We start from the raw sequence: 25,897 nt of genomic DNA, 5'->3' as shown, positions 1-25,897 counted from the left end.
CCGAAGTACCTGCAACACATGCAACAGATCCCGGCGGTTTGTCTTTGGCTATCGGGATGAGCTAGCGGCTGCCGCTCGGGGCTGTCGTGTCGGGCCGGAAGCCAAGGGCCGCATTGTCCGCTGGCGCGCCATCGGGGGCTGGCGCCTCGATATGCGCAATTCCGTCGCCGATCGGCGGTGCGGCGGGGCGCTCCTGGCCAGGATCAATGGAACCGCCAGCGATGGCGCCGCCGCCCAGCAAGTTGAGCGCATAGCGGCCGCCCACCAGGATGTCGCGGGAGATCGTCATGACATCGTCTAGCCAAGCAGTAAGGCCTGCGCAATCCGGCGCCTGATTATCCGCGCCCTCGCGGCAGAGGTGATTGTCGCTGCCGTCGCTATAGTCGAGTATGACGCCCGGCAGCGGTCGTATTTTCGCTTCGGCCGGTGGCGCAGCCAGGTCGAACATGGTGGGCCCGTTCTCACCGATCAAATCCATCACCAGACGGGGCAGGCGATACATTGGCAGATGGCCCAGGCGCAGCGGCCCGTTGCGACCGTCGATCACGATCAGCGGCGGCGTTGACGAGATTGCGTAATCCGCCGCGGTAAATTCCCCGAAGGTCGGTTTCAACAGGCCGGATTCCACATAGCCGCCGAAACCCGGGCCCAAAGACGGCAGGTGATCGCCGAAAGCCACGATGACCGAATCCGGGTCGGTGCGCCTCAAGCGTTCGATCTCATCGACGACGTCGCGCGATTTGTAATAGACCGCATTAGCGTAATTCACCACATCCGGCCAGGCGCTGTCCGAGGTGATGACCGGTGGACGTTGCGCACTGGGCGGATAGGGCCAATGGCCGAAGATCGAGACGATGTAATCGAAAACCGGACGCTGGTCGCCGGCTGAGGCGGCGGTTTGCGTCAGCTTGGCCGCGACCTGGGCATGCAAAGACCGGTCCGATAGAAACTCGCCGCCAGCGAGATCGTCCATCACGAAATCCTTGCCCGCCCAAAAGGTTTCAAAGCCGAGCAGCTTGAAGGCGACCTGGCGGTTCCAGAAGGCGGGAATGTTGGGATGCGAGGCGATGGTGCGATAGCCGGCCCGGTCGAGCAGTTGGGGCAAGCAGGGCATCGAATTCTTGAGACCGTATTCGAATTTGACTGAGCTTTCGTTCAGCGGCAATCCGCACAGAACTTCAAATTCGGCATTGGCGGTCTGTCCGCCATAGGCTGGGCTTAGGCTGCGAGAGAAACCTGTCTGGCGCCACAGCTCGACAAACCGCGGATCAAGCGGCGGCTGGTTGAAATGCGCCCCCGCAAGCGGGCTGGGGTCCCAGAAGCTTTCTTCGAGAATCACATGAATATTGCGCTTCCGGCGATAGGAGGTATCGACCGACCCATCGGCAGCCAAGGGCGCCGGTGAGTAGATATCAGCCAGATTGACGCGCGCTCCGTTCGCCAATTGACGGCGCGCCACCGCCGCGCGGACCTCGGCGTCGCTCGGCGCCGGCCGGCGTTCGGCCAAGGCGCGAACGCCCTCCTGCACGAAATTCAGCGTGCCGCCGCGGTGAATGTAGTTTTCGCGCTGGTCCCAGGGGAAGTTGTCGAAGACCTGATCGAGACCGCTTTCCAGCCATTGTGTTGCCGGATGGGTCAGAGAAACCGACGCACCGGCCGGCACCACCAGAAGCAGGCCCCAGGCGGCTTTGGTCATCCGTCCTTTGAGGCGCAGATTGAAGAGGAACAGGCTGGCGATCAGCGCCAGCGGCAGAGCCACCGCAAGCCAGCCCAACGGACCCAGGATGCGTACCAGCGCATTCACATTGTGGATGTCCTCCGGCATGATCGGCCGGCCCAGCATCGACGTCTTGACCGCACTCCCGACATAGAGCACCGCGACCAGCAGGGTCTGCAGCAGGAGGAAAGCCCAGACGCGGCGGGATATGGCAAAGACCAAAACGGCCAGCGACAGATGCAGGGCGAAATCGGCCGGAACGCGGCTTGGCTTGATGTAGATGCCGAAGCACAGCGCCGGAATCCAATAGCCCAGCCCATAAAGGACGATCGTTGAAGCGACAGGGACGAGCCAGCGGTGGCGGGTCGTCCGCATCCCGCGCAGGCGGGAAAAGAAAATCATCGTAACGGCCCGTTCCAGCTGACGGCGGTAGCGCCGCATTGCCTCAAAATGTCCTCAAATTATGATTGAGTTGTCATTCTGCTGCAATATTTGAAGCATTCAAAAAGGCGCGAGCGGGATGCATCAGCCGCATAGGCGGCCATATGAATACGCGAAATAGCGGTATTTTTGTTCAGCCGATATGGGCGAGATCGGCATTGCCGCCGCAGATCACGACCCCGATTCGTTCACCGATCCGGGGTTTATAAGCGCCGGCTACCAGGGCAGCGAGCGCGGTAGCGCCGCCAGTCTCGACCGCGAGGCGCAGGTCCCGCCATAAGAGTCGCTGGGTGGCGCGGATTGCCTCGTCCTCGACCAGGACGGAACGGTCGATTGCCCGGCGGGCGATTTCAAACATCAAATTGCCGACACGCTTGGCGCCAAGCGAATCCGCGGCGATCCCGCCCACTTCGACATCCACCGGGGCGCGCGCAGAAAGTGCTGCGTGCAAGGTCGGGCAGTTCATGGGCTCGACGCCGATAATCCGCGTGTGGCCCGGGGTTAGGGCACCCTGCTTGGCATCCGCATGCCAGGCAGCGATGCCGCCGATCAAGCCGCCACCGCCGACCGCCACCAACACCGTATCCAGATCGGCGATCTGCGCTTCAAATTCCCGCGCAAGCGTACCCTGCCCGGCGAGTACCGCGACTTCGTCATAGGCATGAACCGAAAGCGCACCGGTTTCAGCTTGCCGAACCTGGGCGGCGGCCAAAGCCTCGGCATAGGTAGCTCCGGTTTGCCGGATCTCTGCGCCGAAATCGCGCAAGCGCTGAACCTTGGCCGGGCTGGCGATCTGGGGAACGAAAATTTCAGCATGCAGCCCCAAAGCCTGGGCGGCATAGGCGACGGCGGCGCCGTGATTGCCGCCGGAGGCGGCGATTACACCGGCAGCGGGAATCCCGCGGGAACTTTCCCGCGCGCTGAGCAGCGCATTGAAGGCGCCGCGCGCCTTGAAGGAGCCGGCATGTTGCAGCGATTCCAGCTTAAGAAACAGGGCTGCCGGCAGGCCGAATGCGCCCTCCTCCAGAGCGATCACCGGGGTGCGGCGCACATAACCGCCGATGCGATGCGCGGCAGCCTCGATATCGGTGCGACTGATCGGAGCGTTTCCGGGATTGGCGGTCATTCAGGGCTGCGGATCATTTCCGCTCGAACATGGTGGAAAGAAGGATGGCAGAGGTGGTGCGGGCAATACCGGGCAATTTGCCGATTTTGGTCAATACCTCGTCGAGATGCGCCGAGGTGCTGGCGGTGATCATTGCGATAGCATCATAGATCCCGCTCGCTGTGTAGCAAGCGGCAACCTCCGGCACACCCTTCAATGCGGCCATCGCGCGGTCCTGGAACTTCGGGTCGAGCGTCAGGAGCACATGGGCGGTTACGCCGGGGCGCTCGGTTTCGGTACCGATGATCACGGTATAGCCGCTGATCACGCCATCCCGCTCCAGGCGCTTCAGGCGCTCCTGAACGGCGCTGCGTGACAGGCCAAGCTGCCGTCCCAGGGCTGCGGTCGGCAGGCGTGCATTGGCGCGCAAGAGCGCCAGAAGCCGCTGATCGGTATCATCCAAACTGCGTTTCGCCATCTGCCCTCGACCCCCGCAATTCCGTTTACATCACCCGACGCGATCCCGGCGCCAGGAGCCCCAGCTCTTGGTTTGTCCGTTCCCGGATGCTGGCGCTGACCCGCTCTCAGTCATCAGTCCAAGCGTCAGGAACAGACCGGCGATTCGTCGGCCTCGGCCCCGGTTTTCCACCTTTCGCCGGGTTTAGGCAAGCCCGACCCCAACTTATGATCGAGTCGTCACATATAAACGTACAGGGGAAACGAGAAATGAGCCGTAAAGTCCTGATTCTGGGTGCCGGAAAGATCGGTGGCGCCATCGTCGACCTCTTGCATGCGAGCGGCGATTACGACATCACCCTGGCCGATACCGATGCCGCATTCCTGAAGCAGGCCGGCGGTAAGAAGGCGAAGACCGAGAAGGTCGATGTCGCCAATGGCAAGGCCCTGGCAAAGCTCGCCAAGGGCCAATCGGCGGTGCTCTCCGCCCTGCCCTTCTTCCTCAATCCAGGCGTCGCCGCCGTCTGCGCCGAGATCGGCGCGCATTATTTCGACCTGACCGAGGATGTGGCGACCACACGCGCGGTCCGCAGCGTCGCCAAAAAGGCATCGACAGCCTTCGCCCCCCAATGCGGCCTCGCGCCCGGTTTCATTTCCATCGTGGCCAACCATCTCGCCAAGGGTTTCGACACCTTGCGCGAAGTGCATATGCGGGTGGGGGCGCTGCCGCAATTCCCCGCCAACGGCCTAAAATACAATCTGACCTGGTCGACGGACGGCCTGATCAACGAATACTGCAATCCATGCGAAGCCATCTATGAGGGTAAGCTGCTCGACGTGATGCCGCTGGAAGGATTGGAGCATTTCTCGCTCGACGGTATCGATTACGAATGCTTCAACACCTCGGGGGGCCTCGGCACGCTTTGCGAATCGCTGAACGGCAAGGTGCAGAGCCTCAATTACAAGACCGTTCGCTATCCCGGCCATCGCGACATCATGAAATTACTGCTCGAAGATCTGCGGCTGCGTGACCGCCGCGACCTGTTGAAGGACATCATGGAAAAGTCGGTGCCGATCACGCATCAGGATGTCGTCTTGATCTTCGTCACCGTCACCGGCACGAAGGATGGCCGCCTGACGCAAGAGACCTATGCGAAGAAAATCTACGCCCGCGAAATCGAGGGCAAATTGATGAGCGCGATCCAGATCACCACGGCCGCCGGGATCTGCGCCATGCTGGATCTGCAAGGCGACGGCAAATTGCCGAAGAAGGGATTTATCCGCCAGGAAATGTGCGATCTCGACGCATTTCTCGCCAACCGTTTCGGCAAATATTACGCTTAACCGCAACGGGTCCAGGGGCCGATGCCGCCGGATTGGCGCGACTCATTCCGGCGGCGCCTCGACATTCTGCGTCGAGGCTTCGCCATAGATATCGCTCAATACTTCATAACACAGTTGAAGATTGCCGCCGGAGGCGTCGATCATCTCCGGCGCAGCGTCCGGCGATGCGGTTGGCAAAGGGCCGCATGATTCCAGGGTGATGACCAGCGGATCCGGCAGCTTAACAGTCTCGTTCAGATGCCGGACCAGCCCGTCGAACAGCGCGCTGTTGCGGATCCAAGCGGCGATATCCCGCAATGTCGGATCGGCGCTGCTGCGATATTGCAGCGTGAGCGGATGAAGCTCCTGCGTCGACGAGATACCCGCAGGCTGCGCCGATGCCAAGGACACGACGGCGATATCAGCCTTGGCAAGCGATCGGGCCCAGCTTTGGCGCAAATCGGCAAAGCCCGCCGCACAATCGCCCGCCTGTGCCGGCGCGAGTAGCCCCTCATCCACCACGCGGCGCCATCTTGCCGGATCGCTGCCATAGATCACGCAGGCGATGGTTGCCATTTGCGCCGGATTAAGACTGCCGATTGCCCAGGCTGTACCGGTGGCGGAATCCGTCCCAGTCTCATCCTCATCGGCATCCTTGCCGCCCGATGGCGCCTGCTGCTGTGCCGCCTGATCTTCCTGCATGGCGAGATGCCATGAATTGAACCAGCCGAGCACCGCTTGCATCAGCGGGATGCCGTTATATTGATCGCCTTCGGCACTGACCAGCAACAGGGCGGCCAATTGATCGCGCGCCGTCGCGGTATCTCCTGGATGGGAGAGATCGAAATGCTGTATCAGCAGATCGGCCATATCGCGATAGAAGACGAAACCGGTTTTGCCGAGGAAGTAAGCCCAGACCGGATCCTCATTCGGCCCGCCATCCGGATCATCCGCGGAATCCGCCGCCTGTCCGTCCTGAGGAGACGGCAAGCTAGGTGTCAGCAAATCAGGCGAGGCATCATTCTGCAGCACCTGATCCTGAGCGGTTTGCGCCGGCCCCGTGCTTTCCTGGGCCGAACCGGATTGCACCATTGCGATAAAAACCACCGCGATTAGAACCAGAGCGATTAGAACCACTGCGCGAAAAAACGGGATGATCAACCCTGCCATCCATGGTCGCATTCGCATCAGAACACCGCGTTTCAACTCGGCCCCCGCATCACAAATCACAATAGGATTTGGTGCAGATTAACCGTTGGGCCGCAATTGTGCTACATCAGGTCGGCAACATGCGATAGCAAGCGATCAGACAGGACGTTCACGGATAACAGCTTCATGACAACGACTTCCGGCTTACAGGAACAGACGAGGAGCGGGACATGGCGCCTGCGACAGGCGGGACGCGTGTTGTGGCGAACTGTTCTCTGCCTTGCCTGGTTCGCGGCTTTGATGGGCTGGCTCGACCAGCAGCAAGGCCAGCTGATGGAATTGCCGATGGTCTTGCGGGCCATCATCGCCATCTTCCCGCATCTTGCTTTGCAGCTTTGCCTAATCGGCGCGTCCCTCGCCGCGCTGGCGCTGGTGCAGCGGTCGTGGCGCGGCTTCCTCATTGCCGGCCTGCTCGCCTTGTGGCAGGGCTGGATCGTCTGGCCCCCGGCATCGCCGACCGGCAGGGCCATCGCCGCTGAAGCACCGATTCCCGGCGCGTCGGCATTGAAGATCGTTTCGTTGAACACCTGGTATCGCAACGACCGGTACGACAATCTGGTTCAGTATCTACGCGGCAGCGGGGCCGATGTGATCGGCTTGGTGGAGGTGACACCCGGGTTGAAGGCCGCGCTGGCTTCGTTGCGCGATCTCTATCCCTATCAGGCGGATTGCGTGGGCAGCCTCAAGAAATGCGAGGAGATGCTGCTGTCGCGCCTGCCCTTGCATGACGTCGCCACGCAGCGTGTCGAGGGAATGCGGCCAATCGTTGTCAGTGCGCGACTTGATCTGCCCGGGGGACCGGTCACCATCGGCGTCACTCATTTGAGTTCATCGCTGAACGGCTTGATCGAAATCAGGCATGCAGAGGAGGATATCGCCCAGGAGGGGCAGGTGGCGCGGATCGGCAGATATTTTGCCAGCCTGCCCGCCGATGCGATCCTGATGGGCGATTTCAACGCGGCACCCTGGAGCCGCGTCCTGACCGAAATGCGCATTGCCGGCGGCTGGCGTGCCAATGCCGGCCTCGTGCCGAGCTGGCCGCGCTGGCTGCCGATGCCTTTGCGCCTGCCTATCGACCACATCTTCGGCCGTGGCCGGGTCACGGTCACCCGGATGGATGCCGGCCCGGCCTTGACCTCCGATCACCTGCCGGTTGTGGCACAGATCGCCATTCGCCCGGAAAAAACGGTTCCCTAAGGCCTTTTGGCTCGTTCTGCGGCGACTGCGCCCTTGCCCGCAACCCGCGCCGCCACTAGTCTCCGACCTTCTTTACCCGAAACCGGAGATTGATGGAGATGACGAGCGAACGCACCTATGCCGAAGCGGCGAAGGCCTGGCCCTTTGAGGAGGCGCGCAAACTGGTCGCGCGCTATGCCGGGAAAGCGCCGAAAAAGGGCTATGTGCTGTTCGAGACAGGCTACGGTCCCTCGGGCCTGCCGCATATCGGCACCTTTGGCGAGGTGGTCCGCACCACGATGGTGCGCCAGGCCTTTCAGCGCCTCTCCGACATCCCGACCCGTCTGTTTGCCTTCTCCGATGACATGGATGGGCTGCGCAAGGTACCGACCAATGTGCCGAACCAGGAGATGCTGGCCCAGCATCTCGGCAAGCCGCTCACCAAAGTGCCCGATCCCTTCGGCAAATATGAGAGTTTCGGACATCACAACAATGCCATGCTGCGCGGCTTCCTCGACAGTTTCGGCTTCGAATACGAATTCCAGTCCTCGACCGATTACTACATGTCGGGGCGGTTCGATCAGGGCCTGCTGGATGTGTTGAAGCATTATGAGCAGGTGATGGAGATCATGCTGCCGAGCCTGCGCGAGGAACGGGCGGCAAGCTATTCGCCGTTCCTGCCGCTCTGCCAGAAGACCGGCCGGGTGCTGCAGGTGCCGGTGCTGGAACACAATGCCGCCGCCGGCACCATCGTCTATCAGGACGAGGACGGCTCCAAGGTGGAGACGCCGGTCACCGGCGGGCGCTGCAAGCTGCAATGGAAGCCGGACTGGGCCATGCGCTGGCATGTGCTGGGCGTCGATTACGAAATGTCCGGCAAGGACCTGATCCCCTCGGTGCAGCTTGCCAACAAGATCTGCCGCGAGCTGGGCTCGCCGCCGCCGGACGGCTTCAACTACGAACTCTTCCTCGACGACCAGGGCCAGAAGATTTCCAAATCCAAGGGCAACGGCCTCAGCGTCGAGGAATGGCTGGCCTATGCGCCGCCCGAAAGCCTTGCTTTGTTCATGTATCAGAAGCCACGTGCGGCCAAGCGCCTCTATTTCGACGTCATTCCCCGGGCGGTCGATGACTACATCACCTTCGTCGAGAAGTTCGACGGCGAAACCGAGGCCCAGCGGATGGAAAATCCCGCCTGGCATATCCATAACGGCAAACCGCCGAAGGACAAGGCGCAGCTCAGCTACGGCATCCTGCTGAACCTCGCCAGTGTCTGCAATGCGGAGGCCAAGGAAACCCTTTGGGGCTTCATCACCCGCTACAAGCCGGATGCGACGCCGGCCACGGCGCCCTTCCTCGACAAACTTGTCGGCTATGCGATCAATTATTATCGCGATCATGTGAAGCCGACGAAGAAGTATCGGGCTCCGGATGCGACCGAAAAGGCCGCCCTCGCCGACTTGCTCGCCTATCTCGACAAAGCGCCGGGCACGGCCAGCGCTGAAGATCTCCAGAACGAGGTCTACGAGATCGGCAAGCGTCACGGCTTCACGGAATTGCGGGCCTGGTTCAAGGCGCTTTACGAAGTCTTGCTGGGGCAGGATCAGGGTCCACGTTTCGGCTCCTTCATTGCGCTCTATGGGCGCAAGGAAACCGCCGATCTGATTCGCCGCGCGCTGGCGGGCGAGGATCTCGCCGCCTGACCACGCAATCGATCGCCTGAAGAAAGCGGCAGCCCGGAAACGAGCTGCCGCTTTCATTTTCGCTCAGTCGAACAGATCGCTGAGCCAGGATTTGCGCCGGTGATGCTTGTATCGGTAATCGTCATCATCATCGCGGCGAGATTGCTGTGACCTAGAGGGCTCGCGCATCGCCGATGCTGCTTGCGGCATCTCCTGCACGCTCCGCTCGATGATCTTGTCCAATTCGCCGCGATCCAGCCAGACACCCCGGCATTTGCGGCAGTAATCGATTTCGATCCCCTGTCGGTCGCTCATCACGAGATCTTCCTGGCAGGTAGGGCATTTCATCAGCGGAACCTCCTGTTGTGAGTTTGCTCGGCTTAAGGTCTTTCGTTACGATCGCGGCCTTCTTGGCGCCGCTCTGATATGAACCTGACATGGCCCTCCTGATATCGTGGCGCAAGAGGCGCGACATCCGTAGCCAAGAGGGGAACGAAACAGTCAACGGCGATGCGCTACCGCGAGGCCAATGGCCGCCGTCATCAACAGGCCACCGGTCATGCGCTGACGCAACCGGCCGTGTCGCAACAGCAGATGCCGGCTGCGACCGGCGAGGAGGGCCCAGCCGCTATCGACACCGAGGGCAAGAGCAAGAAACGTCACCGACAGCAGGGCGAGCTGCGGACCGGCCGCGCGGTCCGCCGCAATGAACTGCGGCAGAAAGGCGCCGTAGAACAGCAAGGTCTTCGGATTGCCGAAGGAGACCAAAAAGCCGCGCAGCAACAGGCGCTTCGCCATAGCGACATTGATCGGCATCGACTGCATCGTCTCCACATTCAAGCGGTCAGGTGCGGCGAGCCAGCATCGCAATCCGAGATAAAATAGATAAGCGACACCGAGCCAGCGCAGGATATCGAAGAGCTGGGCCATCAGGCCGAGCAACGCGGTCATCCCCAGTGCCGTCAAGGCAAGCTGCGGGATCATGGCGCAACTGGTGCCAAGCACTGTCAAAAAACCGGCGCGGGTGCCATGGGCAATGCTGGCCGAGGTGATCAAGGCCACATTGGGGCCGGGAACAAGCATCAACATCGCCACCGTGGCGATGAAGGCAAGATAAAGCGTAGGATCGATGATCGGCATGGATATCTCCGTTGTCGGTTTGCGGGCGACAGACGGAGATTGCGCAAATAAAAAGCCCCGTCCGTTGCCGGCGGGGGCCTGTGATGGTTAACGACGCTTGGTTTTAGCGCGCAAGACCACCTGACGACCCGCCGAAAGGCGCGGTCGCTTGTTGGTTGGTGGTCCCAAGGTCGAACATCGTCGTCATGCGATGCTTATGACCGTCGCCGCGCCACTGGTCAAATCACGCATACCAATGGACTTGCCAGCGGGCCTCACGCGGCTTACATTGAGCCCATGAGCAAGATGCAGATGACATCCGGTGCCCTGCGCACCTCGCGATTTTGGTACCGCTGGTACAGCCCGGCGGCCTAGGATCGTGTGCATCTGACACAACCCCGAAGCCGCCCCCTGTAAGGCGGCTTTCGTATTTCCGGTTCCCGGTCAATCGAATTCCCGCCTGACATGGAGCGGTTTCCTAATCCAGGAGACGACCATGAAACGCATCCACACCACTGATTTCGATGTCATCACCGGCCCGTCGATGGCGAGTGCCTGCCCTGTCGTGGACACCGCGCCGGCGGAATTACCGCCACTTGCTGAAAGCCGACTGGCCGGAAAGTCCGATGACAGTGCGACTACGCCGCTGCATCAACCGGCACCAGCATCACCAGTTTGATATCTGGCTGATTTGCGAGGGTGAAGGCGATCTGGCGGTAGAGCAGCAGGCCGCGTTGCGGATGCTGGAACTGCCGGTTACCGCCTTCGCGCCCAAGCACCGATTGCTCCTCCCATAGACGGCTAAAGGCCGGGCTGTGGCGGCGCAGATCGCCGATCAGCCCGCGAAGCTGCGGATCGTCCAGCGCATGGCTGTGATCGGCGCGGAATTCAGCCACGACACGCCGCGCCCGGTCTTCCCAATCGACGATCATCTGGCGCGCCCGGGGCTCGAGAAAGATATAGCGCAGCAGATTGCGCTGCGGATCGGCGGCAGTGTGATCCAGCCAGCCGATGAAAAGTGCCGCGGCCGCCGCGTTCCAATGGCGTGCCTGCCAATGCCGGTCGAGCAGATAGGCCGGCACCGTGACGGCGGCGATGGCGGCAGCAGCGGCCTCCGGCAGATCGGCATCTTGGCCGGCTTGGTGAACATCGGGATCGCGCTTATCGGCCAGATCGAACAGATAAGCCCGCTCCGCCCGCGTGAGTCGGTAGGCCCTTGCCAGGCGTGCCAAGGCGGCCGGCGACATCGATACCTCCCGTCCCTGCTCGATCCAGGTGTACCAGGTCGCGCTCATGCCGCTGAGCTGAGCCGCTTCCTCCCGGGTCAGCCCGGGGGTACGGCGCCGCGACCCTGTGGACAGGCCGAAGGATGCCGGTGATAGGCGCGCTCGCTGGGCCCGCAGGAAGGCCGCCAACGCATGGCGCTGGGAAGAAGGCGGCGTTTTCATGGCAGTTTTTATACCAGGATATCTAGTGGTCTAGTACCGGTATGAATTTGGCCACATCCTGCCTTCTGTCGCAACTTTTCCGCGCTGCCAAGGGCAGCGCCTCCAGCAGCAGGCCGAAAATCATGAAATCCGATCAACCGTCATCCAGCCGCGTTCACCAAACCGTCGTCGCCGAGCAATTTGGGCCCCGCGCCGCAGCTTATGTCACCAGCGCCGTACACGCGCAGGGCGAGGATCTGCAGCAGATGGCCGGTATGGTCATGGGGATCGGACATGCCCGCGTCTTGGATCTCGGCTCCGGCGGGGGTCATGTCAGCTTCCAGGTAGCACCGCATGTGCGCGAGGTCGTCGCCTATGACTTGTCGCAGGACATGCTGGATGCCGTTGCCGCCACGGCCACCGAGCGTGGCCTGGAGAATATCAAGACCGAGCGCGGCGCGGCCGAAAAGCTGCCCTTTGAGGACGGCTCTTTCGGCTTCGTAATGAGCCGCTTCAGCGCTCATCATTGGCACGATCTCGATGCCGCCTTGCGGGAAGCGCGCCGCGTGGTGCGGCCCTGCGGCCGTGCCGTCTTCGCCGATGTCTATACGCCCGGCCATCCGCTGTTAGACACGTTTTTCCAGACGATCGAGATGCTGCGCGATCCGTCGCATGTGCGGAACTACACGATTGCCGAATGGGAGCGGGCACTGAAGAAATCCGGCTTCGCGCCGGGCGAGGTTACCCGGCGGCGCCTGCGGCTGGAATTCACCAGTTGGGTCACACGGATGCAGACGCCGGAAGTTCACGTCCAGGCGATCCGGTCGCTGCAACAGCGCATGGCCGATGACGTGACTCGGCATTTCGAGATCGAGGCCGATGGCAGCTTTACCATCGACACCATGACCATGATCGCCAATCCGGTTTAGCAGAGCCCGTCAGTTTTCCGGCGTCGTTGGTTCCGGCGCCGGCTTGACTGAGCGCTGCCGGCAATCGGCGACCATGCGATCGAGCTTCGCGAGGGTTTCCGGCCCGGCCGATCCGTCGCCGATCTTGCCGATTTCCGCCGCATCCAGATTCTTTGCCAATCGGTCTGCGACGCAGCTGCAATAGCTGTCAAGCATCTCTTCGGTGGCTTCATCCATCGCCAGAGCGCCGCCGCCATTGGCGATGCGGCCCTGCTGCTTGCAGGTCTTCATGAAATTCGCCCGGTCCGCGGCTTGCCGATCCGTCCCGCCGTCATGAAGGTAAAAATATGCCCCGGCCGCGATCAAGAGGGCCGCGACAAGACAGAGGACAATGAGAGGGATTGCTCTGCGACGAAACATACGTGCTAAAGTGTCAGTGACGCGCAGAGAGCGCAAGAGCAACGGCCAGGAAAGACCATCAGGCGTAACGATCACGGAAGGGTGATGACGCATGACGCGATTGACCGTCATTGCGGGCAGCGGCACGGATAACTGCCGATTGCGTTCGGCCCGGCCGAGAGAGGCCGCCGCCCTTACCGACCTCGCTTTGCTTTCCAAAGCCAGTTGGGGCTACGATGCCGCCTTCATGGCACGGTGCCGCAAGGTGATGACGATTTCGCCGGAAGATATCCGACGGCATCCCTATTACGTAGCGGAAGACAGCCGCGACCGGCTGACGGGCTTCTATGGCTTTGCCGTCATCGATGGCCTCCTCAATCTCGATTGGCTGTTCGTGATGCCTGATCAGCAGCGGCGTGGCATCGGCACGCACCTTTTTCGTCACGCCATCACTTTGGCGCGCGGATTGGGCTTCGCTTATTTCCAGATCACCAGCGATCCTCATGCAGAGGATTTCTATCGCCGCCAAGGAGCGGTCGTGGCCGGCGCGGTTCCTTCCGACCTGAGCCCCGCGCGCTACCTGCCGCTGCTGCGTTTTGATCTGACCGAATTGGCCCGGCAACCTCAAAGTCGCTGATCGGCCGCCCAGGCAACGCTGGCTGCACAGACTCATCAAATGAGCTCGTTGAATTGGCGCGAAAAAACTTCCATCTCTATGAAACGCGCTCTACGCTGCGACAGCATTTTCAGAGGACACCATGGCTGAACAGATTTCCGCGATTCTCGATGTGTTGGACGGCTTGATCGCCCGCGCCAAGCGGGCCGGCGCAGATGCCGCCGATGCGGGGTTGGCCCGCGACAGCTCGCTGAGCCTCGGCCAACGGCTCGGCAAGCGGGAAAAGCTGGAGCGGTCGGAATCTCAGGATGTCAGCCTGCGGGTCTTCGTCGGTAAGCGGCAGGCCATGGTCTCCACCAGCGATCTCTCCGATTCCATGCTGGACGAATTGGCCGAGCGCGCCGTCGCCATGGCAAAAGCCGTGCCGGAAGATCCCTATTGCGGGCCCGCTGAACCGGAGCTGCTGGCGAAAGATTGGCCGCAACTGGAATCGTTCGATCCACGAGAACCGAGTGAAGCTCAACTCGCCGAGAAGGTTAGGCTGGCCGAAGAAGCCGCGCGGGCGGTACTTGGCGTCACCAATTCCGAAGGCGCCGAGGCCGGCTGGGGCCGGGTCGACATGGCGCTGGTCGGCAGTAACGGCTTTCGCGGCAGTTTCAGCGGCAGCCGCTTCGGGCTGAGTGTCTCGGTCATTGCCGGCGAAGGGACGGCGATGGAGCGAGACTACGATTATTCCTCCACCGTCTTCGGCGCCGATCTCACCGATCCCGTGGCCCTGGGCAAGGCGGCCGGCGAGCGTGCGGTCAAGCGCCTCAATCCGCGCAAGGCGCAGACGGCGAAACTGCCGGTCATTTACGATCCTCGTATCTCGAATGGATTGATCGGCCATTTCGCCGGGGCCATCAATGGCGGTTCGATCGCGCGCGGCACCAGCTTCCTGAAGGACCAAATGGGCAAGCAGGTTTTCGCCGCCGGCATCAATATCATCGACGACCCGCATCGCCGGCGTGGCCTGCGTTCGCGGCCCTTCGATGGCGAAGGTGTCGCAAATCGCCGCATGGCCTTCATCGAAGACGGGGTGCTGAAGAGCTGGGTCCTCGGCTGCCGGGAAGCGCGGCAGCTCAATCTGCGTACCACCGGCCATGGCAGCCGCGGCGGTTCGCCCTCGACGTCCAATCTCTATATGGAAGCGGGCGAGGTCTCGCCCAAGGAATTGATCGGTGCGGTGGAACGCGGTTTCTATGTGACCGAGCTGATCGGCCATGGCGTGAATGGAGTGACCGGCGATTACAGCCGCGGTGCAGCCGGCTTCTGGATCGAGAAGGGCGAACTGGCCTATCCGGTATCGGAAGTCACCATCGCCGGCAATCTGAAGGAGATGTTCCTTAACATCACGCCGGCCGATGACCTGGTGTTCCGCTACGGGATCGATGCGCCAACCCTACGCATTGACGGCATGACCATCGCCGGCGCATGACGCGCCGCTGTCGATATTTCGGCGGATTACCCCTCTTCCTTGCTCTCGTTCTGCTGCTGACCGCATCGCGGTCGCAGCCAGCGGCAGCCGATGCGGTAGTTGACGGTCCGGCCTGCGCTGTGCTCGCCAGGACCATGGCAGCACAGCCGGATGGGCCGGTCCTCCTCGCGAGCTTTCCAAGTGTCACGACGGGACCGCTGCACAACGCGGCCTTCCTTTACGACAATGCAGTCGCCGCAATCGCGCTGCTCGGTTGCGGACGGGGCGATCAGGCGCGCCGGATCGGCGATGCCATGCTGCTTGCGCTGGAGCATGACCGCTACTGGCATGACGGACGATTGCGCAATGGCTATGCCGCCGGGCCTGTCACGACGGAGCCGATAAAACTTGCCGGCTGGTGGGATCAAAAAGAACAACGCTGGCTGGAGGACCGCTATCAGGCGGGGAGCGATAGCGGCAATCTCGCCTGGGCCATGCTCGCCTTGCTATCGCTCGCCCGCCATGAGCACGATACGCGCTATCGCGGCGGCGCGGAGCGGATCGCTCATTGGCTCATCACGCAGCGCGATACGACACATCGCATCGGCGGCTTTACCGGCGGCACTTTCGGCCATGAACCGACACCATCGACCGTCACCTGGAAATCGACCGAGCACAATACCGATCTCGCCGCAGCCTTCGCCGAACTGGCCATGATGACCGGCAATGCGCCTTGGCAAGATCAGGCGCATGCTGCCAGCCAGTTCGTCTCGGCGATGTGGGATAATGCTTGCGCCTGCTTTGCCACCGGCACCGGCGATGACGGTGTGTCGATCAATCGCTTCCTTGCCTTGGATGCGCAGGTTTGGCCGCTCCTGGCGCTGCCAGGTCTCGAGAGCCGTGCCGATGCAGTGATGGCAATAATCGCCGCCCGACTGGCGGTCGGCGACGGATATGCCTATAGCGAGGTGAAATCCGGCATCTGGACCGAAGGCACCGCCCAGGTTGCGCTGCTGGTGGCCTTGCACGGCGACGAGACGAAAGCGGCTGCGTTGCTGAAAGCCATCGCCCGCCAGCGTGCCAGCGATGGCAGCTACTATGCCAGCGATATCGCGGCCTTGCCGACCGGCTTCATGCTGCCGACCGATCCGCGCCAGCCGCGCCTCTATTTCCGGCTGCCCCATCTTGGCGCAACTGCCTGGGTCGCCCTGGCCGAGCGACGCTTCAATCCCTTCACCGGTTCGGCAACCTTTCCTTAAGAGTCCGGACATCGCCGCCATGCGGAGATGACGGTTCCGCGTCGATCCAGCGACAGGCCGGTGAATTTCGGTGCAGGACAGATGTCCGGCCGCGCCTGTCATCATCCCGTCACCGGCTTGCCGCATTGTCTGCCGCGTCGCGGGTTCTCGAACCCGAGTCGTAGATGAAAGCCAGTCGTGGATGAAAGCCAGGGAGCGGCTGAACGGCCATGAAAATTGACCCGATACCCACTCATTATCGGACGATTTTCGTCTCGGACGTGCATCTCGGGACGCGCGGATGCAAAGCGGAATTCCTGCTGGATTTCCTCAAGCATCATGAATCCGATACGCTCTACCTGATCGGCGACATCATCGATTGCTGGCGGCTGAAGAAATCCTGGTTCTGGGCGCAAAGCCACAACGACGTGGTGCAGAAGGTGCTGCGCAAGGCACGCAAAGGCACCGAGGTGATTCTGGTTCCGGGCAATCACGACGATCCCCTGCGCGACTATGACGGCATGGCTTTCGGCGGCATCCAGGTGTCGAAGGAAGCGATTCATGAAACCGCAGACGGCAGGCGATTGCTGATCGTACATGGTGACGGCTTTGACGGCATCATGCGGCACGCGCCCTGGCTGGCGAAGCTGGGCGATGCGGCTTATACGTTCGCCCTTGGCCTCAACCACTGGTACAACCGCGCCCGTCTCGCCTTCGGCTATCCCTACTGGTCGCTTTCCGCTTATCTCAAGCACCGCGTCAAGGATGCGGTGAAGTTCATCAGCGATTTCGAGATCGCCATGGCGGACGAAGCCAAGAGCCGCGGGCTCGACGGCGTCGTTTGCGGCCATATCCATAAAGCCGAGATCCGCGAGATCGACGGCATCCTCTATTGCAATGACGGCGACTGGGTAGAGAGCTGCACGGCGCTGGTCGAACATCGTGACGGTCGATTGGAGATCATCGAATGGGCGCGCGTGCGGCAATTCTCCATGATGCAAGCCTGACGGATTATCTAACTGGAATCGACGCCACGCCGCCGCTTCGCATTGCGATCGTCAGCGACGCCTGGATCCCGCAGGTCAACGGCGTGGTTCGGACCCTTGGACGCACCATCAAGGAACTGGTCGAGCTCGGTCACCACGTCGATGTGATCGCACCCAGCGATTTTCGCAGCCTGCCCTGCCCCACTTATCCGGAAATCCGCCTGGCGCTGATGCCGAAACGTGGCATGGCGCGGCAGCTGGACCGTCTGCAACCCGAAGCCATCCATATCGCCACCGAAGGTCCACTGGGTCATGCGGCGCGCGCCTATTGCCAGGCACGCAAATTCCCCTTCAGCACGGCCTATCACACGCGCTTCCCCGAATATGTCGCCGAACGCTTCGCCGTTCCGAAAGCCTTGAGCTATGCCCTCCTGCGGCGCTTCCACGCCCCGGCGCAGAGCATCATGGTGGCGACCCGGTCGATCGCCGAAGACCTGGCATCGCGCGGCTTCCGCAATATCCGCGCCTGGTCGCGCGGCGTCGATCTCGAGCTCTTCAAGCCGCGGGTCAACGAAATTCCCGACTTGCTGCGTAACCTGCCGCGTCCCCTGCATCTTTATGTCGGCCGCGTTGCAGTGGAAAAGAATATCGAGGCCTTTCTGTCGCTCGATTTGCCGGGAACCAAGGTCGTGGTCGGCGATGGGCCGCAGCGCGCCTCATTGCAGCGGCGCTTCCCCAAGACGGTTTTCGCCGGCGCCAAACACGGCGTGGAGCTGGCACAGCATTATGCCGCCGCCGATGTCTTCGTCTTTCCCAGCCTGACCGATACCTTCGGCCTGGTCGTCCTGGAAGCCCTGGCAAGCGGTATCCCCGTCGCCGCTTTTCCGGTAGCTGGGCCGAAGGATGTGCTAGGCAATAGCGGCGCCGGCGCTCTCGACTGGGATCTGGCCCGGGCGGTCCAGCGGGCAATAGCAGTACCACCGGCCCAATGCCGTGCCCATGCGGAAACGTTCTCCTGGCGTGCCGCGACTGACCAGTTTCTCACCAATCTCGCGCTCATCTCGAAACCCGTGCAGGTTTGATGTCCGCACCGATTGCTCCATATCCAGATCTGATATCCGCCTGGATTTGACGCTGCAACCGCGCGCCTTGCATCCCTTATCGTCTTGCCGCAGAAAGACGTAACGGAACAGGAGGCGTCATGTCATCCACCTCTTCAGGGACATCATCAGGCACACCATCATCAATGACATTGGGAGTCATCGGTGTCGGGGGCTTAGCCGATTTCATCGTCCAGGGATTGCGCCGAGCCGGTGACCGAAGGAAGATTTTGCTGTCGCTGCGCAATGCCGCGCGGGCTGCCGTGCTGGCGCAGCAATGAGATGCCGATATCCTGCAGGGGAACCAGGCGGTGATTGACGGCGCTGGGATCATCCTGGTCGCCGTGCCACCCGCGGCCGTCTATGACTGCGTCAAAGCACTGCGCTGGCGATCCGGCCAGGTGCTGATTTGCGTCGCTATCGATGTCACCGCGGCAGGATTGCAGGCAGCGGCGCCAAGCGCCATCGTGGTGCGCGCCATGCCGAGCAGTTGCGCAGTCCTCAATGCCGGCGGCACGCCCATCTTTCCCGGCAACGACGCCGCGGCGGATTTGTTCGGCAAGCTCGGCACCGTCTTTCCTGTGAACAGCGAAGCGCAATTCAACACGGCAGCGGCTCTCGCCGCCTTTTATCTCTGGAGCTTTGCCGTCATCGATACGGTCGCCGAACGCGCTGTCGCCGAGGGGTTGCCGCCCGAAACCGCTCGCGGTCTCGCCGCTGCCCTGGCCGGCGGTGCCGCCGCGGTCGCCGCCAGTCGTCCTGATCTTCCCGCGCGGACACCGCTGGAAACCTTCGGCCGGGCCGGCACGATGACACGGCAAGGCTGGGATGTGCTGATCCGGTCCAAGGCCCTGGATGCCTGGAGCGAGGCGCTGGATATCGCTATCGCCCGGATGCGGAGCAGCCGGTAGCGTTCAGCTGTGCGATCAATCTGGCCGTTTCATTTCGAAGATGTTGTCGACCACGGTGAAATCCATATAGCCCAGGCGGGCGATGGGACGGATCTTGCCAAGATCGACACGGCCATCGGTGATCACCGCATCATCGATATGAACCTGCACCACCTCGCCGATCACAATGGCATTTTCCAAACCTGCGCCCTCGGCCGTCGTCAGATTGACGGTCTGGCGGTAACGGCATTCAAGGGTGACGGGGCTGCGTTTGACACGCGGCGGTGCGACCAGGACGGATGGTGCCATTTCCAGCCCGATCATTTCAGGCTCGCTGACATCCGCGGGCATCCTCGCCGAGGTGGCATTCATCTCGGCGCGCAGATCATAGGTCGCGAGATTGAAGACGAATTCGCCCGTCTCCTCGGCATTGCGCTGCGAATCCTTGCGCGGGCCGCTGGAGAACATGACGAAGGGCGGTGTCGTAGAAACCGCATTGAAGAAGCTATAGGGGGCTAGATTGACGATACCCTCGCGCGTCACGGTGGTGATCCAACCGATCGGCCGCGGCACCACCAAAGCGTAAAAGGGATTGTGCGGCAGGCCGTGATGTTCGCTACGCGGGTCGTAATGCATTATTCCTCACTTCGGCGTCAGAGATACCAATCATATTCCTGCGGGGAAATTCGGCGCTGGAATTTTTCCGCTTCTGCCCGCTTGGCATCGACATAGAGCGCCAGGTAATCCGCGCCGAGATAATCCGGCAAGATCTTCGCCTTGGCCATGCGATCCAGAGCCGTCATCCAGTCGAAGGGAAGTTTCGCATCGCGTTGCTGGCTGACATCACCAGTCGAGATGGGCGGTGGGGTCAGCTTCCCCTCGATGCCGTGCAGCATGCCGGCGAGGATGCCGGCCACCACGAGATGCGGATTGGCATCGGCGCCGGCAATGCGGTGTTCGATGCGCCGGCCCTTGCCATTGCTGAGCGGAATACGGAAGGCGACCGAGCGGTTATTGGCGCCCCAGGTCGCCGCCATCGGAACCAGACTGCCCGGCTGGTAGCGGCGATAGGAGTTGAGATTGGGCGCAAAAAGTGCCATCGCCTCGCCCATGGTGGCGGCAAGACCAGCCACCGCCTGGCGCAGCACCGGACCACCGGCATCGCTGCCATCGTCGAAGACATTGCCGCCCTTATCGTCGAGCAGGCTGCAATGGACGTGCATGCCGCTGCCCGCCTGTTGCAGGAAGGGCTTCGCCATGAAGGTGGCTTCATAGCCATGGCGCTTCGCGATCTCGCGGATGACTCGCTTCAAGAGCACCGCATGATCTGCCGCCAGCAGGGCATCAGGGGAGTGATGGAGATTGATCTCGAACTGGCCCGGTGAGTTCTCGGTGATCGCCGTCGAGGCGGGGATCGCCTGGGCTCTGGCCGCCGCCGCGACATCGCGGATGAAGGCGCCATACACATCGAGATTGCTGATGCTGTAAAGCTGGCGGGACGTATCTGGCAGGCCGGTTGCCGGCGAGATCGGCGGCAGCGGCTCACCCAAACCGCCACGCTTGCGGTCGGCCAGATAGAATTCCATTTCGACGGCCACCATCGGTGTCAGGCCGCGCTTCTTGAACCGCGCGACGAGATCGCCGAGCATCTGGCGCGGATCGACACGGCAGGGCTGGTTGGCCTGATCCGGCATGGTCAGCAGGACCTGCGCCGTCGGCACATCAGCCCAGGGCACGGGCTGCAATGTGCCGGCAACCGGCCAGGCCGAGCCATCGGGATCGCCGCGCGCTTCGGAGCGTTGGCCCGGATCGAGATCCTCGCCGGTCACATCCAGGAAATAGAGGCAGAAAGGCATCTGCACGCCGCTTTGCCAGATCTTCGCCGCCTCATGTACCGGCAGGCGCTTGCCGCGAATCGTGCTGCAGAGATCGCTGATGAAGGCGTCGACGAATTGCGTGTCCGGATGGCGTTTCAGGAATCGCTCGAATTCGGCCAGATTACTTTCCCCCAAGCCGCCTTTCGGCTGCTTCGCCCTGCCGAGTGCCTTCGTGCGTTGCGCCATTTTCCCCTCGTTCGGTCGTCACACCGCCCGTCAAATCGTCTCGTCGGGCAGTTTTCATCTGCAGCCAGGACACTAGGCAAGACTACGGCCGGCGGCAAGCCTACCGAGGTAATGATCGTTCGCTGGAGGCGAACAATCCGTTCAAATACGGCCATCTCGCAAATTGCCCGATGATCTGCCATTTGAACGTAGAATGATTCATTGACGGCGCGGTCGAGCACGCGCCTGGAAGGAGGCTGCATGACCATATCGGCAAAACAGACTGGCACCGCCGGACAGTCGGCCGCGCGCCGCGTGACCCGGCTCATCGCCGCCAAACCGGCGACGGACGGAGCTGGCGTGCGCATGAAGCGGCTGCAGGGTGTACCTGATCTGCAGAGCTTCGATCCGTTCCTAATGCTGGACGAATTCAAATCGGATGACCCGAATGCCTATATCGGCGGGTTCCCCGATCATCCGCATCGCGGCTTCGAAACGGTGACCTATTTGCTGGCCGGACGCATGCGGCATAGCGACAACCATGGCCATAGCGGTTTGTTGGGTCCGGGCGGCGTGCAATGGATGACGGCGGGACGCGGCATCGTGCATTCCGAAATGCCGGAGCAGGAAAACGGCCTGCTTTGGGGCTTCCAGCTCTGGCTCAATCTGCCGGCCAAGGAAAAGATGATCGAAGCCGGTTATCGCGACATCAGCGCCGGGGAAATCCCAAGCATCGATCTGGCGCCCGGCGTCACAGGCAAACTGATCGCCGGTCACTTCGGCGCTGCCGACGGGCCGGGTCACGCTGCCGGAACCGCAAGGACGGCACCGATCTATGTGGATTTGCATCTGGCGCCAGGTGCCGCTGCCTCTCTGCCTTTGCCGGAAACCCATGCCGGTTTCGTCTATGTCTATGAAGGCGAGGCCGCGATTGGCAAAGCAGGCGAAACCGAAGCAGTCGGCGCCGGCCGACTGGCGGCCTTGAGCGATGGCGCAACCGTTGCCATCGCTAACCAGACGGCAAACGAGACCAAGGTTCTGCTGTTGGCGGGACAGCGCCTCGGCGAACCGATCGTGCAATATGGCCCCTTCGTCATGAACAGCGAGGCTGAGATTCACGCAGCCATCGACGATTATCGCGCCGGGCGTTTCTGAAGCGAGATCAGCCGGCCGAAAGGACCTTGTAGAAGAAGCTCGCGGAGTCGCAGATGCTGCCATCGGCCCGCATGGCATAGCCGGGAATCTCGCCCACTTCCGTCCAGCCCAGCCGCGCATATAACCGCTCGCCGGCGCTGCCAGTTTCGGTATCGAGGGTCAGCAGGGTGCGGCCGATACGGCGCGCTTCTTCCTCGGCCGCTCGCATCAGTGCCGCACCGAGGCCCTGGCGCTGGGCCAGCGGATGGACCAGCATCTTGGCGAGATCCGCCCGGTGACGCTGATTCTCCTGTGGCGCCGGCACCAGATGTACGGTGCCATCCAGGCGCTCGTCGCTCTCAGCGATGAAAATCAGCCGCTCACCGCGCGCCTGATCAGCCAAGGCGCCGTCCCAACAGCCCTCGGCTTTTTCGCGGGTCATCGGGAGGACGAAGTTGACCGAGGCACCGTCCTCGACCACGGCGATCAGCAGATCGACCAGCGCCGCGCGTCTGGCCATCGCCTGTTCCGGGGTGAGAAGGAGAATGCGATGCGAGGCCATGAGTTCGCCTTTTCACTGCGGATGACGGCACGGCCTTGATAGCGAAAACCTCGGGCCGCCGCCAAGCTCAATCAGCCAAGCTCAATCTGCGGTAGTCAGGGTTTCCCGGGCGCGCAGATGATCGATCAGGCTGTCGGCGGTCTGCTGGATATGCCGCTCCAGGAGATCGAGCGCCTCTGCGACATCCCCCTTCCGGCAATGCGCAAGCAGGTCCTCATGTTCGCGGAAGGCCCGGGCTCGGCCGGCGCTGAGCGACACTTCGAGGCGCAGGTAGCGGTCGATATTGTCGTGGATGCGTTTCAGCATCTTCAGGGTGAGCGGCCGGTCGGCTGGACGATACATGACTTCGTGGAAGCGCCAGTTGAGTTCACCCCAGCGCGGCAGGCTGTCCGGCGCGCGCTGTTCGGCGATCAACTGGTCAAGGGTGGCGAAGTCTCCCTCAGTCAGCCGTGGCAAGGCGAGGCTGAGAATCCAAGTCTCCAGGTGCAAGCGGAGTTGGAAGAGCTCCTCGATCTCCGCCACCGATAGCGGCGCCACGGTCGCGCCCTTATGGGACGCGATGGTGACGAAGCCTTCTGCCTCCAACTGTTTGAGCGCTTCGCGCAGCGGAATACGGCTAATCCCCAGTTCCGTCGCCAGATGTTCCTGCCGGATCGGCGTGCCTGCCGGTAGCACACCCAACAGGATGCGCTGGCGCAACAGGTCGGCCACCTGTTCCGCCATGGTCCGCTTGCTCAATACCGGGCCATCCATCACACAAATGATCCTTCTTCCGACTCGTCCCAGCTTGACAGATTTGTAGATTGTATACAATATTCGTTTAACGCAACCCAGCCCTGGAGCCCCAGATGCCCCGCAATCCCTTCTGGTCCGGCGTGTTCCCCGCCGTCACTACCCAGTTCAATGCCGATAACAGCCTTAACCTGCCTGCGACGCAGCAATCGATCGAGCGCTTGCTGCGGGCGGGCGTGCATGGCCTGATCATGCTGGGCACCTGCGGCGAGAATTGCTCGCTGCTGCCGGAAGAAAAGCGGGCCGTGTTGGCGGCCGCCAAGGAAGTCGCCGGCGCTAAGGTGCCAATCATCTCCGGCGTCTCGGAATACACCACGGCGCTCGCCAGCCAATATGCCAAGGATGCCCAGAAGATCGGCATCGACGGACTGATGGTGCTGCCCGGCATGGTCTATAAATCCGATACCCGCGAGACGCTGACGCATTTCCGCACCGTCGCCCGGGCCAGCGATTTACCGATCATGATCTACAATAATCCGATCGTTTACGGCGTCGATATCAAGCCGGAAACCTTCGGCGAGTTGGCCGGCGAGAAGACCATCGTCGCGATCAAGGAATCTTCCGACGATCCGCGCCGCATCACCGATCTCCACAATCTGCACGGCGACCGCTTCACCTTGTTCTGCGGTGTCGACGATCTGGTCCTGGAAAGCGCCGCACTCGGCATCGATGGCTGGGTCTCGGGCCTGACCGATGTCTTCCCGGAAGAATCGGTGGTGCTGTGGGATCTGCTGCAGGCCGGTCGTTTCGCCGAGGCACGCGGCCTCTATCGCTGGTTCACGCCGCTTCTCCATCTCGATACCAAGATCAAGCTGGTGCAGTACATCAAGATCGGCCAGCAGGTCGTCGGCCTGGGTTCCGAGAAGGTACGTCCGCCCCGCCTGGAACTGGACGGCGCGGAACGTGCCGAGATCATCGCGATGTATGAAACGGCGCTGAAGAACCGGCCGCAGCTCGGCAAGCTGAACGCCGCGCAGTAAGCGCTTAACAGATGAACATCAAAGGCCGCATCTTCTGATGCGGCCTTTGTCGTCACGCCGATCGATCAAGCCAGATAATAGTCTTTGTACCAGGCGACGAAGCGCTCGATGCCCTGCGGCAAAGCGGTTTTTGGTTGGAAGCCGAGGTCGCGACGGCTGGCCTCGATATCGGCCCAGGTCGCGGCAACCTCGCCCGGCGGCGGCGGCACTTCATTCCGCTTTGCCTTGCGCCCCGTTGCCGCTTCAATTGCCACGATCAGGTCATTGACGCTGGCGGCAGCGTTGTTGCCGAGATTGTAGAGTCGATGCTGCCCGGCGTCGATCGGCCGGTCCAACGAAGCCAGTACACCGGCGACGATATCGTCGATATAGGTGAAATCGCGCCGCATGCTGCCATCGCCGAAAATGCGCAAAGGCTCGCCGTCGAAGATCGCTTTGGTAAAACTGAAATAGGCCATGTCCGGCCGGCCCCAGGGCCCATAGACTGTGAAGAAGCGCAAGCCGGTCTGCGCCAGTCCATGGCTATGGGCATAGGAGATGCTGAGCGCTTCATCCGCCCGCTTGGTCGCAGCATAAAGCGACAATGGATTATCGACCCGATCGTCAATCGAAAACGGCACCTTGGTGTTGCCGCCATAGACCGAACTGGAACTGGCATAGACGAGCTGCCGCAGCTTCGGCAGATGTCGCGCCATCTCCAGCACATGCATATGGCCGATCAGGTTCGAAGCGATATAAGCATGGGGATTGACCAGCGAATACCGCACGCCGGCCTGGGCAGCGAGATGCACGATGCCGTCGATCGACTGGCCATCCCGCGCCGTGAGTGCTTCCATCGCCGCGCGATCGGCGAGATCGAGATGATGAAAGCGAAAGCTTTCCCCCTTTGCCAGCGATCGCAGGCGATCCAGACGCGCTTGTTTCAGCCGCGGATCATAATAGTCGTTGATGCTATCGACACCGATCACTTGTTCGCCGCGCGCCACCAGCGCTGCCGCAACCTGCGAACCGATGAAACCGGCGGCTCCCGTCACGAGAATCGTCATGGGGTCGTTCCTATGCCTCTCTCATCGTTTGGTCAATGCAACGACCGATCTTACCACAGGGTGCCGCTGGCGCTGACGACCATCGGCACCGGC

The 25,897-nt window shown here is 61.9% G+C and carries 25 protein-coding genes; 12 read left to right on the top strand and 13 right to left on the bottom strand.

All coding sequences use genetic code 11. From position 1 onward, the window contains the following. Positions 1 to 61: 61 nt before the first annotated feature. From SMD27_RS06170 to SMD27_RS06160, 3 genes are all read right to left on the bottom strand, one after another. Entirely contained in the window at positions 62 to 2,158 is a 2,097-nt protein-coding gene (locus SMD27_RS06170) for an LTA synthase family protein (RefSeq protein ID WP_320507442.1), read from the bottom strand. 133 nt (positions 2,159 to 2,291) lie between these two features. Beyond that, positions 2,292 to 3,284 carry a threonine/serine dehydratase gene (locus tag SMD27_RS06165; RefSeq protein ID WP_320507441.1) on the bottom strand — a complete coding sequence of 331 codons (993 nt, stop codon included), beginning with the start codon at positions 3,282 to 3,284 and terminating at the stop codon, positions 2,292 to 2,294. 13 nt (positions 3,285 to 3,297) lie between these two features. Continuing rightward, positions 3,298 to 3,741 (bottom strand): Lrp/AsnC family transcriptional regulator, encoded by a 444-nt coding sequence (locus tag SMD27_RS06160; RefSeq protein WP_320507440.1) that lies wholly within the window; start codon positions 3,739 to 3,741, stop codon positions 3,298 to 3,300. Positions 3,742 to 3,989: 248 nt separating this feature from the next. Here SMD27_RS06160 and SMD27_RS06155 point away from each other — a divergent pair, with 248 nt between their 5' ends. Next, positions 3,990 to 5,063, top strand: coding sequence for a saccharopine dehydrogenase family protein (locus SMD27_RS06155; protein ID WP_320507439.1), 1,074 nt, complete (start codon positions 3,990 to 3,992; stop codon positions 5,061 to 5,063). A 42-nt stretch (positions 5,064 to 5,105) separates the two neighbouring features. On the opposite strand, the gene SMD27_RS06150 is transcribed toward SMD27_RS06155, so the two are convergent. Then, on the bottom strand, positions 5,106 to 6,212 hold the full coding sequence (locus SMD27_RS06150; protein ID WP_320507438.1) for a DUF4344 domain-containing metallopeptidase: 1,107 nt from the start codon (positions 6,210 to 6,212) through the stop codon (positions 5,106 to 5,108). A 165-nt stretch (positions 6,213 to 6,377) separates the two neighbouring features. Here SMD27_RS06150 and SMD27_RS06145 point away from each other — a divergent pair, with 165 nt between their 5' ends. Continuing rightward, a complete protein-coding gene (locus SMD27_RS06145; protein ID WP_320507437.1) occupies positions 6,378 to 7,448 on the top strand; it encodes an endonuclease/exonuclease/phosphatase family protein in 1,071 nt (356 codons plus the stop codon). Positions 7,449 to 7,546: 98 nt separating this feature from the next. After that, entirely contained in the window at positions 7,547 to 9,130 is a 1,584-nt protein-coding gene (locus tag SMD27_RS06140) for a lysine--tRNA ligase (protein WP_320507436.1), read from the top strand. 63 nt (positions 9,131 to 9,193) lie between these two features. Here the strand turns inward: SMD27_RS06140 and SMD27_RS06135 are convergent, their stop codons facing one another. The 3 genes from SMD27_RS06135 to SMD27_RS06125 all read right to left on the bottom strand — a co-directional run bounded on the left by SMD27_RS06135 (position 9,194) and on the right by SMD27_RS06125 (position 11,676). Next, positions 9,194 to 9,457: a TFIIB-type zinc ribbon-containing protein gene (locus tag SMD27_RS06135; RefSeq protein WP_320507435.1), complete on the bottom strand. Its 264-nt coding sequence runs from the start codon at positions 9,455 to 9,457 to the stop codon at positions 9,194 to 9,196. 153 nt (positions 9,458 to 9,610) lie between these two features. Continuing rightward, complete coding sequence (locus tag SMD27_RS06130) at positions 9,611 to 10,249, bottom strand: LysE family translocator (RefSeq protein ID WP_320507434.1); 639 nt, start codon at positions 10,247 to 10,249, stop codon at positions 9,611 to 9,613. 617 nt (positions 10,250 to 10,866) lie between these two features. Continuing rightward, positions 10,867 to 11,676, bottom strand: coding sequence for a helix-turn-helix transcriptional regulator (locus SMD27_RS06125; protein WP_320507433.1), 810 nt, complete (start codon positions 11,674 to 11,676; stop codon positions 10,867 to 10,869). A gap of 122 nt (positions 11,677 to 11,798) precedes the next feature. Between SMD27_RS06125 and SMD27_RS06120 the strand changes: the two genes are divergently transcribed. Further along, positions 11,799 to 12,584, top strand: a complete 786-nt coding sequence (locus tag SMD27_RS06120) for a class I SAM-dependent methyltransferase (protein ID WP_320507432.1) — start codon at positions 11,799 to 11,801, stop codon at positions 12,582 to 12,584. A gap of 9 nt (positions 12,585 to 12,593) precedes the next feature. Here SMD27_RS06120 and SMD27_RS06115 read toward each other — a convergent pair whose 3' ends face one another. Beyond that, a complete protein-coding gene (locus tag SMD27_RS06115; RefSeq protein ID WP_320507431.1) occupies positions 12,594 to 12,854 on the bottom strand; it encodes a hypothetical protein in 261 nt (86 codons plus the stop codon). Positions 12,855 to 13,074: 220 nt separating this feature from the next. On the opposite strand from SMD27_RS06115, the gene SMD27_RS06110 reads away from it, so the two are divergent. The 6 genes from SMD27_RS06110 to SMD27_RS06085 all read left to right on the top strand — a co-directional run bounded on the left by SMD27_RS06110 (position 13,075) and on the right by SMD27_RS06085 (position 19,269). Continuing rightward, positions 13,075 to 13,599 (top strand): GNAT family N-acetyltransferase, encoded by a 525-nt coding sequence (locus SMD27_RS06110; RefSeq protein ID WP_320507430.1) that lies wholly within the window; start codon positions 13,075 to 13,077, stop codon positions 13,597 to 13,599. Between the two features lie 121 nt (positions 13,600 to 13,720). Then, a complete protein-coding gene (locus tag SMD27_RS06105; RefSeq protein WP_320507429.1) occupies positions 13,721 to 15,055 on the top strand; it encodes a TldD/PmbA family protein in 1,335 nt (444 codons plus the stop codon). After that, positions 15,052 to 16,293 carry a prenyltransferase/squalene oxidase repeat-containing protein gene (locus SMD27_RS06100; RefSeq protein WP_320507428.1) on the top strand — a complete coding sequence of 414 codons (1,242 nt, stop codon included), beginning with the start codon at positions 15,052 to 15,054 and terminating at the stop codon, positions 16,291 to 16,293. The genes SMD27_RS06105 and SMD27_RS06100 overlap by 4 nt, the downstream gene beginning before the upstream one ends. 209 nt (positions 16,294 to 16,502) lie before the next feature. Then, the gene (locus tag SMD27_RS06095) at positions 16,503 to 17,279 is read left to right on the top strand and encodes a UDP-2,3-diacylglucosamine diphosphatase (RefSeq protein ID WP_320507427.1); all 777 of its coding nucleotides are present in this window, start codon (positions 16,503 to 16,505) and stop codon (positions 17,277 to 17,279) included. Further along, positions 17,240 to 18,340, top strand: coding sequence for a glycosyltransferase family 4 protein (locus SMD27_RS06090; RefSeq protein ID WP_320507426.1), 1,101 nt, complete (start codon positions 17,240 to 17,242; stop codon positions 18,338 to 18,340). The genes SMD27_RS06095 and SMD27_RS06090 overlap by 40 nt, the downstream gene beginning before the upstream one ends. A gap of 329 nt (positions 18,341 to 18,669) precedes the next feature. Then, entirely contained in the window at positions 18,670 to 19,269 is a 600-nt protein-coding gene (locus tag SMD27_RS06085) for a pyrroline-5-carboxylate reductase dimerization domain-containing protein (RefSeq protein WP_320507425.1), read from the top strand. A gap of 15 nt (positions 19,270 to 19,284) precedes the next feature. Here SMD27_RS06085 and SMD27_RS06080 read toward each other — a convergent pair whose 3' ends face one another. Continuing rightward, positions 19,285 to 19,884 (bottom strand): flavin reductase family protein, encoded by a 600-nt coding sequence (locus tag SMD27_RS06080; RefSeq protein ID WP_320507424.1) that lies wholly within the window; start codon positions 19,882 to 19,884, stop codon positions 19,285 to 19,287. Positions 19,885 to 19,901: 17 nt separating this feature from the next. Beyond that, positions 19,902 to 21,311 (bottom strand): glutamine synthetase family protein, encoded by a 1,410-nt coding sequence (locus SMD27_RS06075; protein ID WP_320507423.1) that lies wholly within the window; start codon positions 21,309 to 21,311, stop codon positions 19,902 to 19,904. Between the two features lie 240 nt (positions 21,312 to 21,551). Between SMD27_RS06075 and SMD27_RS06070 the strand changes: the two genes are divergently transcribed. After that, the gene (locus tag SMD27_RS06070) at positions 21,552 to 22,445 is read left to right on the top strand and encodes a pirin family protein (RefSeq protein WP_320507422.1); all 894 of its coding nucleotides are present in this window, start codon (positions 21,552 to 21,554) and stop codon (positions 22,443 to 22,445) included. A gap of 7 nt (positions 22,446 to 22,452) precedes the next feature. Here SMD27_RS06070 and SMD27_RS06065 read toward each other — a convergent pair whose 3' ends face one another. Then, positions 22,453 to 22,986, bottom strand: a complete 534-nt coding sequence (locus tag SMD27_RS06065) for a GNAT family N-acetyltransferase (protein ID WP_320507421.1) — start codon at positions 22,984 to 22,986, stop codon at positions 22,453 to 22,455. Positions 22,987 to 23,067: 81 nt separating this feature from the next. Continuing rightward, positions 23,068 to 23,739, bottom strand: coding sequence for a GntR family transcriptional regulator (locus tag SMD27_RS06060; protein ID WP_320507420.1), 672 nt, complete (start codon positions 23,737 to 23,739; stop codon positions 23,068 to 23,070). A 95-nt stretch (positions 23,740 to 23,834) separates the two neighbouring features. Here SMD27_RS06060 and SMD27_RS06055 point away from each other — a divergent pair, with 95 nt between their 5' ends. Beyond that, positions 23,835 to 24,758, top strand: coding sequence for a dihydrodipicolinate synthase family protein (locus SMD27_RS06055; RefSeq protein WP_320507419.1), 924 nt, complete (start codon positions 23,835 to 23,837; stop codon positions 24,756 to 24,758). A 65-nt stretch (positions 24,759 to 24,823) separates the two neighbouring features. Here SMD27_RS06055 and SMD27_RS06050 read toward each other — a convergent pair whose 3' ends face one another. After that, a complete protein-coding gene (locus tag SMD27_RS06050; protein ID WP_320507418.1) occupies positions 24,824 to 25,804 on the bottom strand; it encodes an SDR family NAD(P)-dependent oxidoreductase in 981 nt (326 codons plus the stop codon). Between the last annotated feature and the right edge of the window lie 93 nt (positions 25,805 to 25,897).

The sequence above is a fragment of the Dongia soli genome (genome assembly GCF_034044715.1).
Taxonomy (GTDB): Bacteria; Pseudomonadota; Alphaproteobacteria; order Dongiales; family Dongiaceae; genus Dongia_B; species Dongia_B soli.
The sequence above is the reverse complement of the archived record's forward strand: the minus strand, read 5'-3'. Positions and strand labels throughout refer to the sequence as shown.